Annotated in this window: 20 protein-coding genes and 1 tRNA gene; 7 read left to right on the top strand and 14 right to left on the bottom strand. The window is 69.2% G+C overall.

All coding sequences use genetic code 11. The annotated features are described in order from the left end of the window. The first annotated feature begins 5 nt into the window (after positions 1-5). A complete protein-coding gene (locus tag ACO227_RS06455; RefSeq protein ID WP_423606214.1) occupies positions 6-1,316 on the top strand; it encodes an MFS transporter in 1,311 nt (436 codons plus the stop codon). On the opposite strand, the gene ACO227_RS06450 is transcribed toward ACO227_RS06455, so the two are convergent. Beyond that, a complete protein-coding gene (locus tag ACO227_RS06450; protein ID WP_423606213.1) occupies positions 1,270-3,561 on the bottom strand; it encodes a CDC48 family AAA ATPase in 2,292 nt (763 codons plus the stop codon). The genes ACO227_RS06455 and ACO227_RS06450 overlap by 47 nt on opposite strands. A 330-nt stretch (positions 3,562-3,891) precedes the next feature. On the opposite strand from ACO227_RS06450, the gene ACO227_RS06445 reads away from it, so the two are divergent. After that, positions 3,892-4,776: a LysR substrate-binding domain-containing protein gene (locus ACO227_RS06445; RefSeq protein WP_423606212.1), complete on the top strand. Its 885-nt coding sequence runs from the start codon at positions 3,892-3,894 to the stop codon at positions 4,774-4,776. Positions 4,777-5,195: 419 nt separating this feature from the next. Here the strand turns inward: ACO227_RS06445 and ACO227_RS06440 are convergent, their stop codons facing one another. Continuing rightward, entirely contained in the window at positions 5,196-7,499 is a 2,304-nt protein-coding gene (locus ACO227_RS06440) for a DNA translocase FtsK (RefSeq protein ID WP_423606211.1), read from the bottom strand. 208 nt (positions 7,500-7,707) lie between these two features. On the opposite strand from ACO227_RS06440, the gene ACO227_RS06435 reads away from it, so the two are divergent. Together ACO227_RS06435 and ACO227_RS06430 are read left to right on the top strand one after the other, a co-directional pair. Then, on the top strand, positions 7,708-8,925 hold the full coding sequence (locus ACO227_RS06435; RefSeq protein ID WP_423606210.1) for an FAD-dependent monooxygenase: 1,218 nt from the start codon (positions 7,708-7,710) through the stop codon (positions 8,923-8,925). Positions 8,926-8,944: 19 nt separating this feature from the next. Next, positions 8,945-9,550 carry a hypothetical protein gene (locus tag ACO227_RS06430; RefSeq protein ID WP_423606208.1) on the top strand — a complete coding sequence of 202 codons (606 nt, stop codon included), beginning with the start codon at positions 8,945-8,947 and terminating at the stop codon, positions 9,548-9,550. On the opposite strand, the gene ACO227_RS06425 is transcribed toward ACO227_RS06430, so the two are convergent. Continuing rightward, positions 9,551-10,117, bottom strand: coding sequence for an LON peptidase substrate-binding domain-containing protein (locus ACO227_RS06425; RefSeq protein ID WP_423607283.1), 567 nt, complete (start codon positions 10,115-10,117; stop codon positions 9,551-9,553). A 65-nt stretch (positions 10,118-10,182) separates the two neighbouring features. Continuing rightward, positions 10,183-11,094 (bottom strand): tetratricopeptide repeat protein, encoded by a 912-nt coding sequence (locus tag ACO227_RS06420; protein ID WP_423606207.1) that lies wholly within the window; start codon positions 11,092-11,094, stop codon positions 10,183-10,185. A 169-nt stretch (positions 11,095-11,263) separates the two neighbouring features. Between ACO227_RS06420 and ACO227_RS06415 the strand changes: the two genes are divergently transcribed. The 3 genes from ACO227_RS06415 (at position 11,264) to ACO227_RS06405 (ending at position 12,873) form a co-directional block, all read left to right on the top strand. After that, positions 11,264-11,338: transfer RNA gene (locus ACO227_RS06415), tRNA-Gly, on the top strand. Positions 11,339-11,568: 230 nt separating this feature from the next. Further along, positions 11,569-12,027 (top strand): DUF2147 domain-containing protein, encoded by a 459-nt coding sequence (locus ACO227_RS06410; protein WP_423606205.1) that lies wholly within the window; start codon positions 11,569-11,571, stop codon positions 12,025-12,027. A gap of 36 nt (positions 12,028-12,063) precedes the next feature. Then, complete coding sequence (locus tag ACO227_RS06405) at positions 12,064-12,873, top strand: DUF72 domain-containing protein (protein ID WP_423606203.1); 810 nt, start codon at positions 12,064-12,066, stop codon at positions 12,871-12,873. Between the two features lie 224 nt (positions 12,874-13,097). On the opposite strand, the gene ACO227_RS06400 is transcribed toward ACO227_RS06405, so the two are convergent. From ACO227_RS06400 to ACO227_RS06355, 10 genes are all read right to left on the bottom strand, one after another. Then, positions 13,098-14,207: a CaiB/BaiF CoA transferase family protein gene (locus tag ACO227_RS06400; protein WP_423606202.1), complete on the bottom strand. Its 1,110-nt coding sequence runs from the start codon at positions 14,205-14,207 to the stop codon at positions 13,098-13,100. Next, a complete protein-coding gene (locus tag ACO227_RS06395) occupies positions 14,204-14,722 on the bottom strand; it encodes a GNAT family N-acetyltransferase (RefSeq protein ID WP_423606201.1) in 519 nt (172 codons plus the stop codon). The genes ACO227_RS06400 and ACO227_RS06395 overlap by 4 nt, the downstream gene beginning before the upstream one ends. Next, positions 14,722-15,906, bottom strand: a complete 1,185-nt coding sequence (locus ACO227_RS06390; protein ID WP_423606199.1) for an acyl-CoA dehydrogenase — start codon at positions 15,904-15,906, stop codon at positions 14,722-14,724. The genes ACO227_RS06395 and ACO227_RS06390 overlap by 1 nt, the downstream gene beginning before the upstream one ends. Positions 15,907-15,927: 21 nt before the next feature. Next, on the bottom strand, positions 15,928-16,788 hold the full coding sequence (locus ACO227_RS06385; protein WP_423606198.1) for a hypothetical protein: 861 nt from the start codon (positions 16,786-16,788) through the stop codon (positions 15,928-15,930). Positions 16,789-16,814: 26 nt separating this feature from the next. After that, a complete protein-coding gene (locus ACO227_RS06380; protein ID WP_423606196.1) occupies positions 16,815-17,489 on the bottom strand; it encodes a uroporphyrinogen-III synthase in 675 nt (224 codons plus the stop codon). After that, the gene (gene hemC, locus ACO227_RS06375) at positions 17,486-18,394 is read right to left on the bottom strand and encodes a hydroxymethylbilane synthase (protein WP_423606194.1); all 909 of its coding nucleotides are present in this window, start codon (positions 18,392-18,394) and stop codon (positions 17,486-17,488) included. Before hemC ends, ACO227_RS06380 begins: the two co-directional genes overlap by 4 nt. Positions 18,395-18,434: 40 nt before the next feature. Beyond that, positions 18,435-19,631: an acetyl-CoA C-acyltransferase gene (locus tag ACO227_RS06370; protein WP_423606193.1), complete on the bottom strand. Its 1,197-nt coding sequence runs from the start codon at positions 19,629-19,631 to the stop codon at positions 18,435-18,437. Positions 19,632-19,698: 67 nt separating this feature from the next. Continuing rightward, complete coding sequence (locus tag ACO227_RS06365) at positions 19,699-20,484, bottom strand: crotonase/enoyl-CoA hydratase family protein (protein ID WP_423606191.1); 786 nt, start codon at positions 20,482-20,484, stop codon at positions 19,699-19,701. A gap of 31 nt (positions 20,485-20,515) precedes the next feature. After that, complete coding sequence (locus tag ACO227_RS06360; protein WP_423606189.1) at positions 20,516-21,121, bottom strand: winged helix-turn-helix domain-containing protein; 606 nt, start codon at positions 21,119-21,121, stop codon at positions 20,516-20,518. A 25-nt stretch (positions 21,122-21,146) separates the two neighbouring features. Next, entirely contained in the window at positions 21,147-21,644 is a 498-nt protein-coding gene (locus tag ACO227_RS06355) for a hypothetical protein (protein WP_423606187.1), read from the bottom strand. Positions 21,645-21,717: the final 73 nt, after the last annotated feature.

Below are 21,717 nucleotides of genomic sequence, written 5' to 3'. Positions count from 1 at the left end.
GCGGCATGAGCATGGCGCGCGATCGCACCTTCGCGATCCTGTTCCTGGTGATGTTCACCATCGCCGCCGGCAATACCGCGCTGCAATCGGTGCTCCCCGCGCTCGGGCGTTCGCTCGGCGTGCCCGACAGCGCGGTCGCCGCTGCCTTTTCGGTCTCGGCCCTGCTGTGGACGCTGGTCGCGCCGTTCTGGGCCAACCGCTCGGACCGGCACGGCCGGCGCCAGATGGTGCTGCTCGGGCTGGTGGGGCTCACCGCCTCGCTGTTCTTCTGCGGACTGTTCCTCGCCGCCGGGATCAACGGCTGGATCGCGCCCGCCACCGCCTTCGCCTTCTTCGTCGGGGCGCGGATGCTCTATGGCGGGTTCGGCTCGGCCGCCCCGCCCGCGGTGCAGGCGATCGTCGCCGCGCGCACCAGCCGCGCGGAGCGTACCAAGGCGCTCACCCTGCTCGGCTCGGCCTTCGGGCTCGGCACCATCCTGGGCCCGGCGATCGCGCCCTATCTCGTGCTCGGCGACCTGTGGCGCGGGGGGCCGACGATCGGCCTCGCCGGCCCGGCGCTGATCTTCAGCGTCGCGGCGCTGGCGATGATGCTTGTCGCCGCGCAGTTGCTGCCGCGCGACGTCGATGCGCCGGCCAGCCACGGCGCGGTGACGAGCTACCCTTCGATCGGCGGGCAGGCGAGCGGCGCCAGCGTCACCGCCGCCACCGCCCCCAAGATCGAGCCGGTCGGCTTTCTCGACCCGCGCGTGCGCGCGTGGATGATCTGCGGCCTGGTCCTGGGGCATGCCCAGGCGATGTCGGGGCAGGTGATCGGCTTCCTGATCATCGACCGGCTGGGAGTCCCGCCGATCGAGGCGATCGAGGCGACGGGCCTCGTGCTGATGATGGGCGCGGGGTCGGCGCTGCTCGCGCAATGGGGGATCATCCCGCTGCTCAACCTCAAGCCGCGCCAGCTCATGCTGATCGGGCTCGCCCTCAGCGCGATCGGCTGTCTCGCGACCGGCAGCGCGACCTCGCTCTACGGCATCGCCACCGCCTATGCGCTGAGCACGCTCGGTTTCGGCTTCTCGCGCCCGGGCTTCACCGCCGGCTCGTCGCTCGCTGTGGGGCAGGCGGCGCAGGGATCGGTGGCGGGCAAGGTCACCTCGATCAACGGCGCGGCATTCATCCTCGGCCCGTCGATCGGCGTCGCCTTCTACGGGCTGTGGCGGCCGCTCCCCTATCTGGTCGCGGCCGCCGCGCTCGCCTTGCTCGTCCTCTACGGCTGGTTCAGCCTTCGCTCTTCCGCCGTCCCTGGAGCATCCCCGGCGCGATGAACCCGATCGGGTTCAGCGCCACCGCATCCTGCTTCATCCGCGCGACGAGCTGGGCATATTCGGCTTCCATCTCGGGCGTGACGGTCGCGCGCGAGTCGGCCAGCGCCGCCTCGAAATGCGCCATCGTCACCTTGGCGTTGTCGCGCGACTCGCGCAGCGCGACCAGGCCCGCCCGGCGCACCACGTCCTCGAGATCGGCGCCCGTGAAGCGTTCGGTCCGCGCCGCGACCGCCGCGAGGTCGACATCCTCCGCCAGCGGCATCTTGGCCGTCTGGATTCTGAGGATCCGCTCGCGCCCGTCGGCGTCGGGCACGCCGACATAGATCAGCTCGTCGAGCCGGCCCGGGCGCATCAGCGCGGGATCGATCAGGTTGGGCCGGTTGGTCGCGCCGATCACCACCACCGACTGCAGCTCCTCGAGCCCGTCCATCTCGGCGAGGATGGTGTTGACCACGCGTTCGGTGACCTGCGGCTCGCCGAGCCCGGCGCCCCGCGCGGGCACCAGCGAATCGAGCTCGTCGATGAAGATCACGCATGGCGCCACCTGCCGCGCGCGGGCGAACAGGCGGGCGATCTGCTGCTCGCTCTCGCCATACCATTTGGAGAGCAGGTCGCTCGACTTGGTGGCGATGAAGTTCGCCTCCGCCTCGCGCGCCACCGCCTTGGCGAGCAAGGTCTTGCCGGTGCCGGGCGGACCATAGAGCAGGAAGCCCTTGGCCGGGCGGATGCCGAGGCGGCGGAACGCGTCGGGATCCTTCATCGGCAGCTCGACGCCTTCCTTGAGGCGCATCTGCGCGTCGTCGAGCCCGCCGACATCCTCCCAATGGACGTTGGGCTTCTGCACCATCACCTCGCGCATCGCGCTCGGCTGGACGCGCTTCAGCGCCTCGACGAAATCCTCGCGTGTGACGGCGAGCGTCTCGAGCACGTCGGAAGGAATTGTTTTTTCCTCGAGGTTGAGCTTGGGCATGATCCGCCGCACCGCCTCGATCGCCGCCTCGCGGGCGAGCGCCGCGATGTCGGCGCCGACGAAGCCGAAGGTGGTGCGCGCCAGCTCGGCCAGGTCGACCTTCTCGCCGAGCGGCATGCCGCGGGTGTGGATGCCCAGGATCTCGCGCCGGCCGCGCTCGTCGGGCACGCCGACCACGATCTCGCGGTCGAACCGGCCCGGCCGGCGCAGCGCCTCGTCGACCGCTTCGGGGCGGTTGGTGGCGGCGATGACGACGACGTTGGAGCGCGCCTCGAGCCCGTCCATCAGCGTCAGCAGCTGCGCGACCAGACGCTTCTCCGCCTCGCCCGACACCTGCCCGCGCTTGGGTGCGATCGAATCGATCTCGTCGATGAACACGATCGAGGGGGCATTCTGGTTCGCTTGCTCGAACACCTCGCGCAGGCGCTTTTCGGACTCGCCATAGGCCGAGCCCATGATCTCGGGCCCGTTGATCAGGAAGAATTGCGCGTCGCTCTCGTTGGCGACCGCGCGCGCGAGCCGCGTCTTGCCGGTGCCGGGCGGGCCGTGGAGCAGCACGCCCTTGGGCGGATCGACGCCGAGGCGCTGGAACAGCTCGGGATAGCGCAGCGGCAATTCGACCATCTCGCGCAGCTGGTCGATCGTCGCGGCCATGCCGCCGATATCGTCATAGGTGACGTCGGCGCGGCGGAATTCCTTGGCTTCCTCGTAATCGGCGCGCAGCTCGATCTCGGTGCCCTCGTCGATATGGACGATGCCGCGCGGCGCCGCCGACACCACGGTCAGCCGGATCTCCTGCAGCGCATAGGCGGGCGCGCGCAGGTGCTGGAGCACGTTGGGCGGCATGTCCGCCACGCGCTGCTGGCCGACGGTCGAGACGGTGTCGCCCTGGCACAGCGGGCGGCCGATGAAGGTGCGCTTGAGCGCGTTGGCCGAGCCTTCGAGGCGCAGGTCCTTGCGCGCCGGGGCGAACACGACGCGCGTCGCGGGGCGCGATTCGGCGCGGCGGATCTCGACGTAATCGCCCGATCCCACCCCGGCATTGGCGCGCTGGAGCCCGTCGATGCGCAGCAGCTCGAGCCCCTCGTCCTCGGGATAGGGGAAGACCGCGCGCGCCGGCGTGTTGCGCTTGCCGACGATCTCGATCACGTCGCCCTGCTGCAGGCCGAGCTCGCCCATCAGCGAGCGCGGAAGATGGGCGAGGCCGCGGCCGCTGTCCTCGGGCCGCGAATTGGCGACCTGGACCTTGCGCGTCGGGGTTTCGATGTCGGCCATGGCTCTCCTTCCCTGCGGACGTTTGCGGGTGAGCGCGCCAGATAGGCACGCGGTTCCCCATGGGCTAGGGAGCTAACCGTTTCGCCGGCGATTCGGGCAAAAAAAAGGGCCGGTCCGTGGACCAGCCCATGAAAGGTTTAGGAGAGGATGCCTGAAAGGCACGCCCTATGTGCAGTGCGGCGTATTTTTGTGCAAGTGCGAAAAGATCGTATGATGATTGCAGATTCTGCAATCTGTAACATTCCCGGTTTACTGCCAATGTAAACGTTGTCAGGCTTTTCACCCTGATAACCAGTTGCAAACGGAAACGCTGCACCACACAAAAAGCATATGCGCAGGCTGCCGCCCCTCACCGCCATCGAGGCGTTCGTCCAGGTCGCGAGGCTGGGATCGGTCAAGGCCGCCGCGGAGGAATTGGCGCTGTCCTCGCCTGCGCTCAGCCGCCGCGTCCAGGCGCTGGAGCGTTTCATCGGCAAGCAGTTGTTCGAACGCCGCCACCAGGCGATGAAGCTCAATGCCGAGGGCGAGCGGCTGCTCGGGCTGATCGCCCCGGCGCTCGATTCGATGAGCGATGCGATCGAGGGGATGACCAGCGGGGTCGAGCTGCTGCGCCTGCGCCTCGGCACGCCGGCCTTGTTCGCGACGCAACGGCTGCTCCCGCATCTCGGCGCGTTGCGCGCGATGCACCCGCAGCTTCATCTCGACATCGACACCGGCGGACATGGCATGTCGCGGCTCGGCGACGGGCTCGACGCGGCGATCGTGCTCGCGCGCGACATCGACACGCTGCTTTACGGCCGCCGCCTCGACCGCAACCGCATCCGCCTGGTCGGGGCGCGGCATCTGGTCGAGGGGCCGAACGCGATCACCCGGCCCGAGCAGCTCGACGGCATGACCGTGATGGTCCATCGCGACATGGCCGACAGCTTCGAGATCTGGCGCGACGCGCTGGGGCTGCAGATCGAGCCGGTGGCGATCGACCTGTTCGATTCGGGATCGCTGTTGCTCGAGGCGGCGGCGCAGGGCGTGGGCATCGCCTTCATGCTCGATTCGCATGTGATCCGGCGCGACGACCCGCGCATCGCGACCCTGTTCGAGCCGGTGGTGAAGAGCCCCTATTCCTACTGGTTCGTGTGCCGTCCCCGCGCGCTCGAGCAGCGCCCGGTCAAGCTGTTCCACGACTGGATGATCGGCACGATCGAGCTCGAGGACTAGGCGGAGATCGGCTCACCGGTCGGCGTGCCCCTTCCCGGCGGGGGCGACAGCATCCGCGGCTTCATTTCACGGAGAACGCGGAGCCGCGGCGAGCGACAAACCATTTTCCTACAGCCCCCGTTTCGCGATATCTGGTCGGTCCCATGCGCAATCGGGACGTCTCCTTCCTCGCCCTGTCGCACCGGCTCGCCGCATGGCGGGCGCGTTCCTGCCGCGTGGGTGCCGCGCCGCAGCGGCGTCGCCGCCGCGTCGACGGCGCGCCGGTGCCGCGCACCTGCCGCGCCGCCGCCGCGCAGGCGCCGCGTCGCGGGCGCGTACCCGGCGCCTCGCCGCCGCATTCGCCGGAAAACAGGCTGATTCCGTCAATTTCGCCAACCGGCGCATCCGGATGCCGCCGGATACCGGACCCGGCCCGGCCGTCAGAGCGGCCGCCCGTCCTGGTCCATCAGCACTTCGCGCCGCCCGACATGGTCGGGCCGCGAGACGAGCCCGTCCTTCTCCATCCGCTCGATGAGGCGCGCGGCGCTGTTGTACCCGACGCGCAGCTGGCGCTGGAGCCACGAGGTCGAGGCCTTCTGGCTCTCCGCGACGAGCTGCACCGCGCGGCGATAGAGCTGCTCCTCGGGCGAATCGTCGCCGGTCGGCGCGCCGTCGAGGGCGAATTCCTCGCCCTCCGGCTCCTCGGTGACGGCGGTGATGTAATCGGGCGCGCCCTGCGCACGCCAGTGGTCGGCGACCGCCTGCACTTCCTCGTCGCTGACGAACGGCCCGTGGACGCGCGCGATCTGCTTGCCGCCGGGCATGTAGAGCATGTCGCCCTTGCCCAGCAGCTGCTCGGCGCCCTGCTCGCCCAGGATGGTGCGCGAATCGATCTTGCTGGTGACGTGGAAGGAGATGCGCGTCGGCAAATTGGCCTTGATCACGCCGGTGATGACGTCGACCGAGGGGCGCTGGGTCGCCATGATCAGGTGGATGCCGGCGGCGCGCGCCTTCTGCGCCAGCCGCTGGATCAGGAATTCGACCTCCTTGCCCGCGGTCATCATCAGGTCGGCGAGCTCGTCGACCACGATCACGATCTGCGGCAGCGGGGTGAGGTCGAGCGTCTCCTCCTCGTACATCGGCTGGCGCGTCTCGGGGTCGTAGCCGACCTGCACCTTGCGCCCGAGCTTCTGCCCCTTGGCGAGCGCCTGGCGCACCTTGTCGTTGAACGAGCCCAGCGAGCGGACGTTGACCGAGGCCATCATCCGGTAGCGCTCCTCCATCTGCTCGACCGCCCATTTGAGCGCGCGTACCGCCTTGGGCGGATCGGTCACCACGTCCGCCAGCAGATGCGGGATATCCTTGTACATGCTGAGTTCCAGCATCTTCGGATCGATCATGATCATGCGGCACTGGTCCGGCGTCAGCCGGTAGAGCAGCGACAGGATCATGCAGTTGAGCCCGACCGACTTGCCCGATCCGGTGGTGCCCGCGACCAGCAGGTGCGGCATCGGCGCGAGGTCCGCGATCACCGGATCGCCGGCGATGTTCTTGCCGAGCACGATCGGCAGCTGCGCGCCCATGTCCTCGAAGCTGTCGCTGCCGATCAGCTCGTGCAGGCTCACCATCTCGCGCTTGGCGTTGGGCAGCTCGATCCCGATCACGCTGCGCCCGGGGATCGTCGCGACGCGCGCCGACACCGCGGACATGTTGCGCGCGATATCGTCGGCGAGCTGGATCACGCGGCTCGCCTTGATCCCGCTCGCCGGCTCGAGCTCGTACATCGTCACGACCGGGCCTGGCCGCACTTCGACGATCTGGCCCTTCACGTGGAAATCGTCGAGCACGCTCTCGAGCAGCCGCGCGTTGCGCTCGAGCGCGGCCTTGTCCACCGCGCCGCTGCCGCTCTTGGGCGCGGCCCTGAGCAGGTCGAGCGGGGGCAGCTTGTAGCTGCCCTTGAAGTCGAGGCTGGTCTGCACCGGCTTGGCCTTGGGCGGGCTCGGCGGCGGCGCGGGATCGGCGATCACCGGGCCGGGGCGCGTATCGGGCAGCGCCATCTTGCGCGGCTTGGGCGTGGCGGCGGGCGTGAACAGGTCGGCGGCATCGTCGATGTCCCCGCCCGCCTCGTCGGCACCGGTCCGCTCGCGCCGCGGCAGGCGCAGCTGCGGCACCTCGAGCTGCACGCTGCGCGCCCAGATCACCACGCCCGCGATCCCCGCGACCAGGCCGAGCACGCGCCCGCCCCACAGCGTCACCGCCGGATCGCCGGCAAGGCCAAGGCCCCAGCGGAACAGGTTGGCGATCGAGAGGCCGACGATCCCGCCCCAGCTGCCGGGAAGGTCGAATTCGAGCGCCGGGCGGCTGGAAACGAACGCCAGCGCCGTTCCGATCAGCGCGACACCGGCGGTCGCGCCGACCAGCATCCGTCCCCAGGCGCCGACCGGATTCCCCTTCCACAGCCGCGTCGCGACGATCAGGCCAACCGGGACGAGCAGCACGACGAACGGCCCGCCTGTCGCCAGCAGCAGGTCGGCAAGCCAGGCGCCGGGCAGGCCGAGCAGGTTCTTCACGGGGCCGCCTGCCGCGGTGTTCAGCGACGGATCGCCGCCGGTATAGGTCCCGATCGCCAGCACCGTGGCCAGGGTGAAGGCATAGAGCGCGATCGCGCCGATCAGCGCGCCGCTGCGTTTCGCCCCCGCCTTCATCGTGTCACGCCACAGCATCGGCTGCACCCGGCTCGCCATCATCGGCCCCTGAAAATGTCTCGAAGTTCCCGCTTCGCCGGAATCATCCACCCTGCGGACTCTGGCGTCAAGGCAGCGGCTGGAGTAACGCGAGTTTGAAGCGCAGCACCAGCCTGTTCCTCCACCCGGCCACCCCGCGGCAGCATCCTATGGGTGGCCGGGCGGGGAGCGGGCCGGTGCCGCTTCGGCGCAGTCGAACAAGGATCATATGAGCCAGGCAGACCTTCTCATCCTCGGCGGCGGACTAGTGGGGAGCGCGCTCGCGGTCGCGCTCGACCGGCACGGCATCTCCAGCATCGTCGTCGATCCAGCGGATCCGCAGGTGATTCTCGACGCAGCGCATGACGGCCGCGCCTCGGCGATCGCCGCCGCGCCGATGCGGATGCTGACGGCGATCGGCGTGACCGACCGGCTCGCGGGCAAGGGCTGCCCGATCCAGAGTATCCGGGTGAGCGACGGGCTCGAGCCGGGCAAGCTTGATTTCGATCCCCGGGAGGGGGAAGGCGCGCTTGGCACGATGTTCGAGAACCGCCATTTGCGCGCGGCGCTGATGGCTGCGGCCGGCGAGGCGCCGCTCGCCGACGTCCGCATGCAGACGCGCGCGCTTGCGGTCGAACGGGATGCCCATGGCGTATCGGCGGCGCTCGGCACCGGCGAGACGGTCAGGGCGCGCCTGCTGATCGGTGCCGAGGGGCGCAACTCGCCGACCCGGGACGCCGCCCATCTCAACGTCGCGCGCTGGACCTACGACCATTCGGCGATCGTCACCTCGCTCCACCACGAGCACAGCCACGAGAACGTTGCGTTCGAGATCTTCTACCCGCAGGGCCCGTTCGCGATCCTGCCCTTGGTCGACGACGATCGCGGGCACCGCTCGGCGATCGTGTGGTCGGTCAAGCGGCACGAGGAAGCGGGGATGATGAAGCTCTCCGAGCGCGGCTTCCTCGCCGAGGCGGAGAAGAAGATGGGCGGCTTCCTCGGCAAGCTCGGCCCGCTCGGGCCCCGCTTCAGCCACCCGCTCGGCTTCCACCATGCGGCCAGGATCACCGCCGAGCGGCTCGCCCTGGTCGGCGACGCCGCGCACGGCATCCACCCGATCGCGGGACAGGGGGTCAATGTCGGCTTCCGCGACGTCGCGGCGCTGGTCGAGGTGCTGGTCGAGGGCAAGCGCCTCGGCCTCGACCTCGGCGACCCGCAGCTGCTCGCACGCTACGAGCGCTGGCGCAGCCTCGACACCTTCATGGTCAGCGTCGCCACCGATGCGCTGACCCATCTGTTCGGGATTCCGGGCAGGACCGCGCATGCCGCGCGCCGCTTCGGCCTGTCGGCGGTCGACAAGCTCCCCGCGCTCAAGGACTGGTTCATGGCCGAGGCGCGCGGCGAATCGGGCGCGACGCCCAGGCTGCTGCACGGGGAAATGGCGTAGGGTTCGAAGGGGGAAGCCGATGTCGATGCTGCTTGGATTGTTGCTCGCTCCGGCCGTTCCGCAGATGCTCTCCGAAAATGCCTGGCTCGTCGAGGTGCGGCCCGGCGCCCGCCGCCATTTCCGTGAACGGGCGACGCTGCGCGCGCGGCCGGGCAAGGCCTATGTCGTCGCGGGCGACAAGCTCGTCGCGGACCGCAGCGTGGGCGCGTTCACCTTCGTCATCTTCGTCTCGCCGAGCGGCAAGGCGACGCGCGGGTGGATCGAGACCGCCGCGCTGCGCCGCGTCGCACCGCCTCCGCCCTCGCCGGCGGGCTGGACCGGCGACTGGAAGTTCGAGGATGCGAGCATCGCGATCACGCCCGGCAAGCGACCGGGTCATCTTCACGCCACCGGCACCGCGACCTGGGGCGGGCACGATCCCGAGCGGGTCGCCCGCGGCGGGGTCAATGTGGGCGATTTCGAAAGCGACCTCGCGCCGCGCGGCGATCGCATGACCTACAGCCAGAACGACGATCCCAACCTGTGCCGGGTCGATATGCGGCTCATCGGCCCCTATCTGCTGGTCGAGGACAATAATCGCTGCGGCGGCATGAACGTGACGTTCAGCGGCACCTATCGCCGCTGACTATTGCAGCGTCCCCTCGTCGCTGTCGTGGCGGCCGAAGAACTGCATCAGCTGGACCGTCAGCTCGGCGCGTTCGCGCAGGCTGCCCGCTTCGAGCAGCGCCTGCTTGGCCGCCGAGTCGAACGGCGCGATCTGGGCGATGCCGTTGACCAGCGCCTCATCGTCGAGCCGCGAGACTGCGTTCCAGTCCACCGCATAGCCCTGCGCATCGGCGAAGCGCCGCGATTCGAGCTCGAGCGCCGCGCGCTCGCCCAGCGCCAGCACCTCGTCCTCGGGATCGGCGATCAGCTCGGCCTCGATCTGGCGGAACAGCGTCGTCACCTCCAGCTCGCGGACGATGCGGAAGCGCGCCAGCCCTTCCAGCACGATGTCGAACCGCCCGTCGTCGAGCGCTTCCACCTCGGCGATCCGGCCAACACAGCCGATCTCGAACAGCGGCACCGGCTCGCCCGGCCCCTCGCGAAACCCGGGCCGCGGCTGGATCATCCCGATCCGCCGGTCACGGGCGAGCGCGTCGGTCACCATGGCGCGATAGCGCGGCTCGAAGATGTGCAGCGGCAGCTGCATCCGGGGAAACAGCAGCGCCCCCGCCAGCGGGAAGATCGAGAGGCGCCCGACCGTTCCCAAGCCGGTCACCCGAACAGGATGGCGGAGAGCTTGCGGCGCTGCGCCGAGACCCACGGGTCCTCGAGCCCGACCGCCTCGAACAGCTTGAGCAGGCGCGCGCGCGCCGCGCCGTCATTCCATGCCCTGTCCTCGGCGATCATCGCCAGCAGCGTCTCCGCCGCGCCCTCGCGGTCGTTCGCCGCCATTTGCGCCCCGGCGAGTTCGTAGCGCGCGTCCATGTCCTGCGGATTGGCGGCGGCGCGCTCGCGGATCGCGGCGAGCTCGTCGTCGGCCGGGGCTTCCCTGGCCAGCGCCAGCGCGGCGCGTGCGCGCTCGACCTCGGGGGTCTTGGCGGCTTCGTCGGGCAGCACGTCGAGCGCCGCCCCGGCCTCGTCTAGCCGGCCGAGCGCGGTCAGCGCCCGGGCACGGCCGGCGGCGACCATCGGATGCTCGGGCGCCATCTCGGCGATCTGGTCGAAGATGATAAGTGCGCGCTCATGCTCGCCGCCCGCCAGCACCTCCTCGCCCATCGCCAGCAGCGGCTCGAGCTCGGCTGCCTGCGCCGCGGCGTCGCTCTCGACCGGGATCTGGCGCAGGATCTGGTCGAGATTGGCGCGCAGCTGGGTCTCGGTGCGGGCATTGGTCAGGTCGGCGACGAGCTGGCCCTGGAACATCGCATAGACGGTCGGGATCGAGCGGACCTGGAACTGTCCGGCGATGAACTGGTTCGCGTCGACGTCGATCTTGGCGAGCATCACGCCCTTGTCGGCATAATCGGCGGCGACCTTCTCCAATATGGGCGCGAGCGTCTTGCACGGCCCGCACCACTCGGCCCAGAAGTCGAGGATGACGAGCTTGGTCATCGACGGCTCGACGATGTCCCGGCGGAACGCGTCGACGGCGTCCTTTTCGGCGGCGGAAAGTCCCAGCGTGGCCACGGCGAATCCCTTGTACGAAAAACCGGCGCCCTATGTGGGCGCTGGCGCCGCGCTGGCCAACCCTTTTCGCGTCCGACGATTCGGGACTTGCGGACCCCGAAACCCGCTGCTAGAGGCCGCCACCTTGCCCCGCCCCCTCCATAGCGAGTGGGCACCAAGGCGCCAGAGAGCGGGCGTAGCTCAGGGGTAGAGCACAACCTTGCCAAGGTTGGGGTCGAGGGTTCGAATCCCTTCGCCCGCTCCAGGCCGCAGTCGCGGCCGCCGGAAATCAATCCTCGATGATAAGGGTCGGCCGTTCGCGGCACGAGCCGTGTCGCTGCCCTATTTCTGAACCCTCCGTTTCGAAAATTGCCCCCTTCCGGCCCTTTTCGTGCCCGAACGTCTTCCTATCTGCCCGGCAATAGGGACGTGCCGGTCGCGTATCGACCGGTTGCCGGGCTGTCCGGCGATGGAACGGAAGGAAAGAGTTCAACCATGCAGGGCAAGGCACAGGTGCGGCGCACTTCGCGCCCGCTTCGCTGGATGGCCGCGCTGGCCGGCGCGATGATGGTCGCTACCCCGATCGCTGCCCAGGCGGGCGCGGGCGGCGGCGGCGCGCTGCCGGTCGCGAGCGAGTGGCGCAACCCCCGCGACACCGTGCGCATCCGCCTCACCCCGTGCGGTCAGGACCGGATGTGCGGCATCGTCACCTGGGCGAGCGACAAGGCCAAGGCCGATGCGCGCCGCGGCGGCACCGAGAAACTCGTCGGCGCGAACCTGTTCCGGGACTTCCGCAGGGTAGGACCCGGCCAGTACAAGGGCCGCGTGTTCGTGCCCGATCTCAACCGCACCTTCTCGGGCCATATGCAGATCAAGGGCGATTCGATGATCGGCAAGGGCTGCGTGCTCGCCGGCCTGATCTGCAAGCAGCAGGTTTGGACGCGCATTTCGTGATGCGTTTTGCCGCGCGGCCGGGCTAGTCTCGACCGCATGGCAAGCAAGCAGACTCGGGCACCCATTCGAATCGGCATCGGCGGCTGGACCTTCGAGCCGTGGCGCGGGACCTTCTATCCCGAAGGGCTCAGCCAGAAGAAGGAGCTGGAGTACGCCAGCCGCCAGCTGACCGCGATCGAGATCAACGGCACCTATTATTCCGGCTTCAAGCCCGCGACCTTTGCCGGCTGGGCGACGACCGTGCCCGACGGTTTCGTCTTCACGGTCAAGGCGTCGCGCTTCTGCACCAACCGGAAAGTGCTCGCGGACGCCGGCGAATCGGTGGCCAAGTTCGTGGGACAGGGGATCGTCGAGCTCGGCGACAAGCTCGGCCCGATCCTGTGGCAGTTCATGGCCACCAAGAAGTTCGACCCGGACGATTTCGGCGCGTTCCTCAAGCTGCTCCCGACGAGCCATGAGGGCGTCAGGCTGCGTCACGCGATCCAGGTGCGGCACGACAGCTTCCACGTGCCCGAGTTCGCCGCGATGTGCCGCGACGCCGGCGCCGCGATCGTCTTCGCCGATTCGCCCGAATATCCTGGACTCGCCGACATCACCGGCGACTTCGTCTATGTCCGGCTCGAGCGGGGTGAGGACGCGAATCCGCTCTGCTATCCCGAAGGGGAGATCGATCGCTGGGCCGATGCCGCGAAGCTATGGGCTTCGGGCGGTCGCCCCGAGGGCCTGCCCTATGTCGAGCGAGAGGCCCCGCCAAGCACGCCGCGCGAGACCTTTGTCTTCTTCATCCACGGCGGCAAGGTCCGCGCACCCGCGGCGGCACAGGCGCTGATCGAACGCACGCGCTGATGATTGCAATGTTGGAATCCGGGCGGCAGCCTGAACGCTGCTCTTTGACATGGCGAAAACCCGGCCTCGCGCGCGTGGCAGTGTGACTTTTGGGACTTTCCGCGCGATCTCTACTCGGCTCCGGCCTTGGGCAGGACATTTGCCTGCCGCGCGAGGGAACGGCCAGCGCCCGCCGTCGAACATCAGCCGGCGCTGGCCGGGTAGATCGCGGATTCGTTATGGCTTCAGGACGGCCGCGCCGGGCTCGGCAGGTCCGAGACCATGCGCTCGCCGTCGATCACGATCGGGCTGGCGACGCCCGGCAGTCCGCCCGCCGCGATCCGCATGCCGCGCGCCATGACCTGCGGGTCGGCGAACACCTCGGCGACGTCGTTGATCGGCCCGGCGGGCACACCCTCGGCTTCGAGCGCGTTGGACAGCGCTTGTTTGGTCCAGCCCGCCACCGCTGCCTGGATCGGTGCGATCAGCCGGGCGCGGTTGCGCACCCGCGCTGGGTTGGTGGCGAAATCGGGGTCGCCGGCGAGATCCAGCCCCAGTATCTTGCAGAGCTTGGCGAACTGCCCGTCATTGCCGACCGCGATGATCAGATCACCGTCGCTCGCGGTGAACGCTTGATAAGGGGCGAGGTTGGCGTGGCCGTTGCCCATGCGGTGCGGTACCTTGCCCGATGCCAACCAGTTGAGCGCCTGGTTGGCGAGCACCGCGACCTGGGTGTCGAGCAGCGCCATGTCGATCTGCGCACCTTCGCCCGTCGCGTCGCGCCGCCGCAGCGCGGCCAGGATTGCCACTGCCGAATAGACGCCGGTGAAGATGTCGGCATAGGCGATCCCCGCCTTTTGCGGCGGGCCGTCGGGCTCGCCCGTCAGCGACATGATCCCGCCCATCCCCTGGATGATGAAGTCATAGCCGGCGCGATGCGCATAGGGGCCGCTCTGGCCGAAGCCGGTGATCGAGCAGGTGATCAGCCGCGGGTTCACATCGAGCAAGCTCGCATGGTCGAGCCCGTATTTGGCGAGCCCGCCGACCTTGTAGTTCTCGATCACGATATCGGCCTCGGCGACCAGCGCACGCACCTGTGCCTGCCCCTCGGGCGTCGCGATGTCGATGAAGCGCGCGGCCTTGCCCCGGTTGGCCGCATGGTAATAGGCAGCGTCGCGGTCATTGCCCTCGGCGTCGTGCAGGAAGGGCGGCCCCCAGTGCCGCGTGTCGTCCCCCGCCCCCGGCCGCTCGACCTTGACCACCTCGGCGCCGAGATCGGCGAGCAGCTGCCCGCACCACGGCCCGGCAAGGATGCGGGCAAGCTCGACGACCTTGATGCCCGCGAGCGGTTTCACGGCCGCCGGATCGCGTACACGACATGATCGGCGAAGACGGTGCCGTCGCCGCGATGATGCCGCCCCTCGATCAGCTCGCCGCCGATCTTCTCCATCGCTCCGCGCGAGCGCAGATTGTCCTGTCCGACGATGAATACCACCGTGCCGACGTAGCGGTGGATATGATCGAGCATCAGCCGCTTGATCTCGCGGTTGTAGATTCCGCCCCAATAAGCGCGCGCGATGAAGGTCCAGCCGATCTCGATCTCGTCCTGATCGGGGACATGGACGTCGTAGCGGCTCGATCCGATAATCGCGCCGGTCGCCTTGTCGAGGATCGCGAGGCCGCCGCCGCAGGCGATCGCATGGTCGAAGAACTTGCGGAACACCGGCTCCTGCCAGCGGTCGTGCGCCGGGTGAATCTCCCAGATCAGCGGGTCGGAGGCGACCGCGAACAGCGCGTCCCAATCATCCGGGCGCAGCGGCCGGATCGTGACCAGCTCGCCTTCCAGCGTGGGCTGCCGATCGAGCTCCATCAGAACGCCGCGATGCCGGTGATCGCCCGGCCGAGGATCAGCCCGTGCACGTCGTGGGTGCCCTCATAGGTATTGACCGTCTCGAGGTTGATCGCGTGGCGCATCACATGGAATTCGGCCGAGATGCCGTTGCCGCCATGCATGTCGCGGGCGATGCGGGCGATGTCGAGCGCCTTGCCGCAATTGTTGCGCTTGATGATCGAGATGGCTTCCGGCGCGAGCATGCCCTCGTCGAACATGCGCCCCGCCCTGAGCGCGGCCTGCAGCCCGAGCGCGATCTCGGTCTCCATGTTGGCGAGCTTGAGCTGAACCAGCTGGGTCGCGGCGAGCGGTCGGCCGAACTGCGCGCGGTCGAGCGTATATTGCCGCGCGGCATGGAAGCACGCCTCGGCCGCGCCCATGCTGCCCCAGGCGATGCCGTAGCGCGCGCGGTTGAGGCAGCCGAACGGTCCCTTGAGCCCTTGCACCTCGGGCAGCAGCGCGTCCTCGCCGACTTCGACCCCGTCCATCACGATCTCGCCGGTGATCGAGGCACGCAAGCTCAGCTTGCCCTCGATCTTGGGCGCCGACAGGCCCTTCATGCCCTTTTCGAGCACGAACCCCTTGATCCCGCCGCCATGCGCCCCGCTCTTCGCCCACACGACGAAGACGTCGGCGATCGGCGAGTTGGTGATCCACATCTTGGAGCCGGTGAGGCGATAGCCGCCATCGATCTTCGCGGCGCGGGTGCGCATCGATCCGGGGTCGGAGCCGGCATCGGGTTCGGTCAGGCCGAAGCAGCCGACCCATTCGCCCGTCGCCAGCCTGGGCAGATACTTCCGCTTCTGTTCTTCGGTGCCATAGGCGTTGATCGGGTGCATCACGAGGCTCGACTGCACGCTCATCGCCGAGCGATAGCCCGAATCCACCATCTCGACCTCGCGTGCGACCAAGCCATAGGCGACATAGCCGAGCCCCGCGCCGCCATAGGTCTCCGGGATGGTCGGGCCGAGCAGGCCGAGCTGGCCCATCTCCGACATGATCTCGCGGTCGAATCGCTCCTCGAGGAATGCGGAGGTGACACGCGGCAGCAGCCGCTCCTGCGCATAGGCGCGCGCCGCATCGCGCACCATGCGCTCCTCGTCGGTCAGCTGCGCGTCGAGCGCAAACGGGTCCTGCCAGTCGAATCGGCCCATGGCGGCCATCTTTCTCTCTCCCAGAATCAATTATTGCGGCGTGGTGGCGGGCGCCGAGGCCGGGTTGGCGGCGGCCGGCTGGGCCTGCCCCTGCATCGCCGCGGCTTCCAGCACCGCCAGCGCGCGGCGTGCCTCGATATAGCGACCCGCCGCCGCCATCCAGCTTTCGGCGCCCTGTGCGCCGGGCAGCCGCGCGACCTCGGCCAGCGCGGCCTCGACATGGCCCTGTCCCAGCATGCGCTTGGCGCGGGTCAGCCGCTCGCGGGGGTGCGGGCTCGGCGCATTGTCCTTGCGGATGATCACCAGCGTCGAAAATTCGCGCTGCAGCCGCTCCCACCAGCCGTCGCCGGGCGCGGCGGAGGAGAGGCGCGGGGCGATCTGGTCGAGCGCGAACCGCAGATCCTCCAGCGTCACCGGTTCGCTCGCGGCGCGGACCACGGTCGCCACCGCCTGCGGATCGCTGGCGTTGAAGCGGCGGCGCAGCTCGCCCTCGATATAGCCGAGCGGCTGACCGCGATCGAGCGCGCGGCGCGCCGACAGGACGAGCATCAGCGCCTCGGCCTTGCCGGCACTGCCCGCGGCGTTGCGCGCGTCGGCGTCGCTCGCCTGCAGCCGAGCGTCGAGCGCATCGAGCCGCGCGGCAAGCGCCTGCTCGCGCGCGGCGAGCGTCGCGACGTCGGTGCCGGCGCGAGGCGCGGGCGCAGCCGCGGCGGGAGGCTGGAATTCGGTCGGCGCGGGGGCCGCGCTCCACCATCCGCCGAAGCGGAACACCGCCGCCATCACCGCGAGCCCGGCGAGGAAGGCGATCAGCGCGGCGACCAGCGCCACGGTCAGCGTGTTGCTGCGGGGCGGACCGGAGGTCGGCATCTCGGTCTGCGTGTCGGAGGTCATGGCGTTCGCTTATTCTCCCGAAGCGGTCAGGGGTCAATCGCGAGCGGGTGCGCCGCGGCGATCAAGGCATCGTCGTCGGGCGCCGCCGCGATGGCGACGGCGTCCCAGCCTGGGCCTGCCGCCTCCGCCGCCCCGGTGCTGATCGCGGCGATCCGCAATTCGGCGCGCGCGATGCCGTGGCGGTCAAGTTGGTGCGCCAGCTGCTCGCCTGCACGCGCCGAGTGGATCAGCGCCACGCTGCCCCGCAGCGCTGCCGCATCCGTCTCGGCGAGCAGGAGCGGATCGCTGCCGTAGACTGGGATCGTCGCGGCCAATGCCGGGTGATCGGTCACGGTGCGGTCCCGTCCGGCGAGCCACAACAAGCGCCGGAACCTCGTCGCATCGTGCAGCAGATCCCTCAGGTCGCTGGTTCCTGTCCGCGCCACCACGAAGCCGGTCGCGCGCGCTGCCTCGGCGGTGGCTGCACCCACTGCGAGCACCGGCAGGCAGCGCAGGTCGAGCAGCCCCGCCCCGCCATGGCGCACCGCATTGGCGCTGGTGAGCAGCAGCCCGTCGAACCGGGCGGAATCGGGCGGCATCCAGTCGAGCGGTCTCACTTCGAACAGCGGCACCGGGATCGGAAGAAGGCCGGCCTTTCGCACCCGGACGACAGTCGCCGCATTGCCCGGTTCGGGGCGAAGGATCGCGAGCGGGCGGCTCAATGCCCGAACATCGCCCGAAGCGCCGGCGACGCTGCGGCGAGCAATTCGCCGGCGATCGCCGCCGTTTCCTGCGGCGTTCCAGCGAGGCCGGGCCGGTCGATGCGGACATGCTCGGCGCCATCCCCGCTCAGGACCTCGGCCCGCATGCGCAAGCCATCACCTTCCGGCGTCGCCAGCGCCGCCACGGCAGAGTGGCAATCGGCGCCCAGCGCCGCGAGCAGCGCGCGTTCGGCCAGGACGCAGCGCTCGGTCGTCCGGTCGCCGATGGCGGCGATCTGGCTCACGATCGCCACGTTTCCCGCGCGAACCTCGATCCCGACCGCCCCCTGCGAGGGGGCGGGCAGAAGCTGATCGAGCGGGATCGGCGCCCCGATGTCGGGCCGCCCCAGCCGCTCGAGGCCGGCGGCGGCGAGCAGGGTGGCATCGGCCTCGCCCGCGCGGACCTTGGCGAGCCGCGTGTCGACATTTCCGCGTAACGGCACGATGGCGAGGTCGGGGCGGATGCGGCGCATCTGCGCGGCTCGGCGCGGCGAGCTGGTGCCGATCCGCGCGCCGTGCGACAGCGCTTCGATCGAGTCCGCGCCGATCAGCCGGTCGCGCACGTCCTCGCGCGGCAGCATCGCGGCGATGGCGATGCTCGCGGGCCGAATCGTCTCGACATCCTTCATCGAATGCACCGCGAAGTCGATCTCCCCGGCGAGCAGCGCGCGGTCGAGCTCCTTGGTCCACAGCGCCTTGCCGCCGATCTCGGCGAGCGGGCGGTCCTGCACCTTGTCGCCGGTGGTGCGGATCGGCACGATCTCGATGGCGCCTGGCGCCCAGCCATGTGCGGCGAGCAGGGCGTCGCGAACAAGATTGGCCTGAACGAGCGCGAGCGGCGATCCGCGAGTGCCGAGACGAAGCATGTGCCGCCTCTAGCGTTCCGGCGCGCGGCTGTCGAACGGCTCAGACAAGCTCGAAAAGGCCCGCCGCGCCCATGCCGCCCGCGGTGCACATCGAGACGACCACCCAGCGCACGCCGCGCCTGCGCCCCTCGATCAGCGCATGGCCCACCAGCCGCGATCCGGTCATCCCGAACGGATGGCCGATCGCGATCGCGCCGCCGTTGACGTTGTATTTTGCCGGATCGATGCCGAGCGTGTCGCGGCAATAAAGGCATTGGCTCGCGAACGCTTCGTTCAACTCCCAGAGCCCGATATCGGCGACCTTGAGACCCGCTCGGTCGAGCAATTTGGGGATCGCGAACACTGGGCCGATACCCATCTCGTCCGGGCCGCAGCCCGCGGCCTGGAAGCCGCGATAGATCCCGAGGATCTCCTTGCCCTCGGCTTGTGCGGTCGCGCGGTCCATCACGATCTGCGCGGCTGCGCCGTCGGACAGCTGGCTGGCATTGCCCGCGGTGATGTGCCGGCCTTCCTTGATGACCTGCCCGTCCTTCCACACGGGCCTGAGGCCCGCGAGCGCCTCGACGGTGGTGCCGGGGCGGATGCCCTCGTCCTGCGTGACCGTCACGGTTTCGCTGCCGGTGCGGTTGCCTTCTTTGTCGAAGATCGCCTTCTCGACCGTTACGGGCACGATCTCCTCGTCGAAGGCGCCGTTCGCAAGACCCGCCGCGGCGCGCTGCTGGCTCATCGCGGCATATTCGTCCTGGGCGGCGCGGGTGACGCCATAGCGCTCGGCGACGATCTCCGCGGTCTCGATCATCGGCATATAGGCATGCGGCGTGTTCGTCAGCACCGACTGGTTGGGGAAGCGCGGCGCGTCCTTGGTCACGGTGAAGCTGATCGACTCCATGCCGCCCGCGAGCGCGACGTCGATGTCCCCGGCGATGATCGATCGCGCCGCCAGCGCCAGCGCGGTCAATCCCGATCCGCACTTGCGGTCCAACGTGAAGGCCGGAACGCTCTCAGGCAGTCCGGCGGCGAATACCGCCATCCGCCCGGCGTTGCTGCCCTGCGTGCCCCACTGATTTCCCACGCCCCAAAAGATGTCGTCGATCCGCGCCGGATCGATTGCGGCACGCTCGATGGCTGCATTCATCACATGGGCCGCGAGCACTGGCGCCTCGGTGGCGTTGAAATAGCCGCGATACGCCTTGCCGATACCGGTCCGGGCGGTGGAAACGATCGCGGCCTCGCGCATTGGCAACCTCTCTTTCGTGTTTTTGGTATGCCATACTGTTAACGGAGGCGCCGTGCGATTGGAAGATTCAGTCGGTAAAGGCAGGCGACCGTTTCTGCATATTCGCCATGACCGCTTCGATCTGGTTCGGCGAGCGGAGCAGCTTCGCCTGCTCCGCGCTTTCGGCGGCGAGAATTCCGGCCGCGCCGTCCTCCGCTGCCAAATTGGCCAGCCGCTTGGCCGCGCGGATCGCCTCGGGATTGCGCCCCGCGATCGCGCGCGCGAGCACGAGCGCGTCGCCATGGGGATCCCGCGACAGGCGCGACACGAAGCCCAGCGCCAGGGCCTCTTCGGCGGAGAACTCGCGCGCGGTGTAGGTAAGCTCGCGCAGCACGTCGTCGCGCACCCGCGTCCGCCACAGCGCGAAGCCCGCCATGTCGGGCACGATCCCCCATTTCATCTCCATGATCGACAGGCGCGTCGCGGGATCGGCAATGCAGATGTCGGCGCCCGACAGGATCTGCAGCCCGCCGCCGAACGCCACGCCGTGCACCGCCGCGATCACCGGCACCGGCAGCGTGCGCCAGCCCCATGCCACCTGCTGGAACAGATTGGTGTCGCCGAAGGTCCGGGCGCCGAGATCGAGGCCCGACCCGCCGCCGGCCATGCTCGCCATGTCGAGCCCCGCGCAAAAGGCACGCCCTTCGCCCGACAGCACCACCGCGCGCACGCCCGTCGTGCTGCCCAGGCGATCGATCGTATCCGCGAGCGCTGCGAACATCGCTGAGTCGAGCGCGTTCATCTTGTCGGCACGGGTCAGGCGTACATCGGCGACCCCATCGGCGAACTCGATCGAAACGCGTTGCTCGGTCATGACAATCCTCCCGCACTGGTCTGCGCACACGCTAAACCGCGTCGAGGCGATAGCCGAGTCCCTTGGTGCTGCGGATCATCGGGCTCGCGAAATCGCGGTCGATCTTGGCGCGCAGCTTGGAGATGTGGACGGCGACGACATTGGTTCCGGGATCGAAGCGCAAGCCCCAGACCTGCTCGAGCAATTCGCTGCGCGAGACGAATTCGCCATGGCGGTCGGCAAGATAGAGCAACAGGGCGAACTCGCGCGCGACGAGCGGGATGTGGCGTCCGGCGCGCGCGACGTCGCGGCGGATGCGGTTGATGGTCAGCTCGCCGATCCGGGTTTCGCCCGGCATGTGGTTACGCACCCGCACGTCGACTCGCGCGGCCAGCTCGAAGGGATCGACGGGATGCGAGACCGCGTCCGCCGCCCCCGCATCCAGCGCGGCGGCGAGCCATGCGGGGCAGCCGGCGACCGCGATCTCGGGCACCCGTGTGCTGCGGATACGGATGCCCGGTCCCCAGGCACGTAGCACCGCCGCGACGTCGCGGCCCGGAGCGGCGGGCGGCTTCCCCAGCACGAGCGCATAGCCGCGCTGCGCGATCGCGTGGTCCAGCAGCGGTATGTCTATTTCGGAGAGAATCTTTTGCTCCACGTTCCAGATATCTAGGTCGGACCGGTCATGAGTCTGCCGGAGAATGATCCAGTTCGGATGGGCCTGCGGACAAGATTTCAAGCTTGCGCCGCGCCGGAACGCGTACGGATTCCACATCGTCGTCCACGGCAAATTCCAGCAGGCGAAGCATTGCATGCGATTCACCACGGGCGGAGGCCATCGCCTGCACCGCCGTCTGGCGCATGCGCGGGTGTGGATGACGGCGCACCAGATGCTCCACCAGCTCCAGTCCGTTGTCTCCGCCGAGATGGGCGGCGAGCGTGACCAGCGCTTCGGCGGGCGCGGTCGTCAGGCCCTCGGCGATCGTGCCGCGCGTGATGTCGAAGCGATACTGGTCTATCCACGGATGGCTGGGATGCTGGCCGAGAATGTTGAGCGAGACCGAGAAGCTGTCGGGCGGCAGCTGCACGTGGACGTCGCGCCGCATGCGATAGAGCATCAGCTTGCCGGGATCGAGCCGGGCGCGTTCGACGAAGCGCAGTCCCGCATTCGATCCGGGCAACCCTTCGGCCGACCATCCGTCATATTCGTAATAATCGCTCCAATAGCCGGGCCCGAGATAGCCGTAGGTCAGG

Origin of the sequence: Sphingomonas sp. MS122 (assembly GCF_049532975.1) — a bacterium.
In the GTDB taxonomy this organism is placed as follows: domain Bacteria; phylum Pseudomonadota; class Alphaproteobacteria; order Sphingomonadales; family Sphingomonadaceae; genus Sphingomonas.
This window is presented reverse-complemented; position numbering and strand designations above follow the sequence as displayed.